This is a genomic window from Citrobacter sp. Awk 2 (assembly GCF_028069815.1).
Taxonomy (GTDB): domain Bacteria; phylum Pseudomonadota; class Gammaproteobacteria; order Enterobacterales; family Enterobacteriaceae; genus Citrobacter.
The window spans coordinates 1-2,531 of sequence record NZ_JANEWL010000191.1 but is presented as its reverse complement, the minus strand read 5'-3'; the positions used below and the strand labels follow the sequence as shown (position 1 = coordinate 2,531).

Genomic DNA, 2,531 nt, shown 5'->3' with positions numbered 1-2,531 from the left:
GAATAATTTCACTTAGGTGTATATTTCATGCCAAAAAGTAAAAGCAGCAATTGTATCCTGGTCATTGAATCCCCCTGGAAACTGGATGATCATGATTCAAATCGTTCTTCGGTCGTTCCCTTTATTCAAGGGATCGCCAGACTTCAGGGCGATACTGAGGTCTATTTTCTGAATTTCTACAATAAAAAGAGCTTCGAAATTGCCCTTGAATGCCTTTGTATGCAGGTTTTTCGCAATACGATTGTTTACGTGGCAGCACATGGTAGCGAATCACACATCAGTGGCATTCTGCTCAAAGATATTCTTCAAGCAGTCAGAGAAAAAGCCGCAGACAATAACATCAGCGGGTTGATGCTGGGATCGTGTTTTGCAGGAACCAAAACTCAACTGTTGAAAGAGCACACTCAGGGAAGTGGTTTGCGTTGGTGTGCAGGTTACTCTTCATCATGCGACTGGTTGACCGGAACGATGATTGACTGCGCTATCATCAGTAACGCCCTCAGCATCAAGAAATCACATTACGCTAGTCGCGAGAAAATGGTTCAGGCTTTCGCTGCTGCCGTCGCGCCTTTTGCGCCCGGCGCAATCATCGGCCAGAACAAAAAAGACAACGGCGTTCCCCTTTCTCAATCGTTGAAGATTGTTATTCAACCTGAAGGTCAGGGATACCATGCTCTCGTTTCCTCCAACGAAATATTTGCACAAGCACAGGAAGGCTACGTGCAGGAAGAAGAGCAAGAAATAGCTTAACTTATCGCCTGATATCGACGTGCTGTTGCAACCGAGCGGGCATGTTATACCCGTTCATTGAGGAAAATTATCCAGCCTGCAAAACGTGTCAGGCTGGATAACGCCAGGAATTATTTACCCTGCATATACGGCGTATATACCCCGTTGAGGCTTTCAAGGAACGCCACGATATCGTCGATATCTTCCTGTGGCAGTTCTTTACCCACCTGATAACGCAGCATCAGTTTCACCGCGCCATCGAGCGTCGGTACATCGCCACGATGGAAATAAGGTGCAGTTAGCGCAACGTTACGCAGACCCGGTACTTTCTGACGCAGCTTGTCACGTAATTCATTCGTGACGTTCATCCGGCCAATATCTGCCGCGGTGACTTCGCCGAAATTAAAGTCCTTTTTCAGCCCCAGAGGCTCGAATGAGCGTCCACCTAAAATAATACCGCCATGACAGGTCGCACACTTATTATCCTTAAACAACTGATAACCCTGTTTTTGCTGGGCCGTTAACGCCGCTTCGTCACCACGTAGCCATTTATCAAACGGCGAATTTGGCGTAATGAGCGTTTTCTCAAACTCAGCAATCGCATCGGTAATATTATCCCCGCTGAATCCCTGTGGATAAACCGCAATAAATTGTTGCTTCAGAAGTGGATCTTTATCCAGTTTCTGGATAATTTCATCCCAGGATTTCGACGCCATTTCAATGGGATTTAACGGCGGGCCACCGGCCTGCGCCTGCAGCGTCGGCGCACGTCCATCCCAGAATTGCTCCACGTTAAACACCGAGTTAAAGACCGTCGGCGCATTAATAGGCCCAACCGCCCCCCCCACGCCGATTGACGTTTTTCTGCCATCCACACCGCCCGCATTCAGGGCATGGCAGTGCGCACAAGAAATCGTGCTGTCGCCAGAAATCCGTGGGTCATGATAGAGCGTGAAACCGAGCGCCACTTTACGGGCATCTGTCGGGATACTTTCCGGTATCGGTTGCACCGGTTCGTTGCGATGTTGCGCTGCCGTATCACTGCTGGCGTAGTACTGCTCGCGTTGTTTTGCGATCCAGCCAAGAATCTCTTTGCGCTCAGCATCACTCACCTTACCGGCCCAGTGCAGCGCGGTATAACGCGTTGGCGGCATAGTATCGTACTGCATCACCCACTCAATTTTATTCAGATCGCTTTGCGAAACGGGTTTATCCGCGACCAGTGCCGCACGTACGGCTTCAAGATTGAAGGATTTATAGCCCAGTTGAATATCGTAATTCATCAACTGTTTAGCGACAGGAAAAGAAGAATAGAAAGGTAATTCCGCTGAAGGGGTATGACAATAATCGCATCCTTTTTCGCGTAAAAACCCTAATACTTTATTATTTTCTTCCAGCGTAGAAGCCTGAACATCAGCTTGTTTACTACGTTGATTATCGTGATACCACACATAACCGGATAATCCAAAATAACAAATCACGATGCCTGCTATAGCAATCGCGGTAAGACGGGTAATGATTTTCATTATTTTACCCTCACTGTTGTGAGTTATTGTGACCCAGAAAATTAGAATAATTAATGCACAGTCTTTGTCAGACCTGACCATCATAGGAAATGGAGGGATTACTTTTTTGATAAGTATCAATCAATTACATGGGCGGGAACTATCGATAGAATAGCCTGCGCCTATTATAAGAATGAGCCGTTACCTGGTTCTATTCACACCTCGTTGCAATCGAATGTTCTGAAAATGAAATAGTTTTAGATTGCGAAGAATTATAATTTTCCCATTGTTATCATT

The 2,531-nt window shown here is 46.5% G+C and carries 2 protein-coding genes; one reads left to right on the top strand and one right to left on the bottom strand.

The annotated features are described in order from the left end of the window. The first annotated feature begins 27 nt into the window (after positions 1–27). Positions 28–750, top strand: a complete 723-nt coding sequence (locus NNO02_RS23005; protein WP_271441278.1) for a hypothetical protein — start codon at positions 28–30, stop codon at positions 748–750. Positions 751–860: 110 nt separating this feature from the next. Here the strand turns inward: NNO02_RS23005 and NNO02_RS23000 are convergent, their stop codons facing one another. Beyond that, positions 861–2,255: a cytochrome-c peroxidase gene (locus NNO02_RS23000; protein WP_271455848.1), complete on the bottom strand. Its 1,395-nt coding sequence runs from the start codon at positions 2,253–2,255 to the stop codon at positions 861–863. Between the last annotated feature and the right edge of the window lie 276 nt (positions 2,256–2,531).

What these genes read in the sequence shown, in the direction of transcription:
- NNO02_RS23005 (WP_271441278.1), top strand. Translation starts at nt 28, where the DNA reads ATGCCAAAAAGTAAAAGCAGCAATTGTATCCTGGTCATTGAATCCCCC.
- NNO02_RS23000 (WP_271455848.1), bottom strand. Translation starts at nt 2,255, where the DNA reads ATGAAAATCATTACCCGTCTTACCGCGATTGCTATAGCAGGCATCGTG.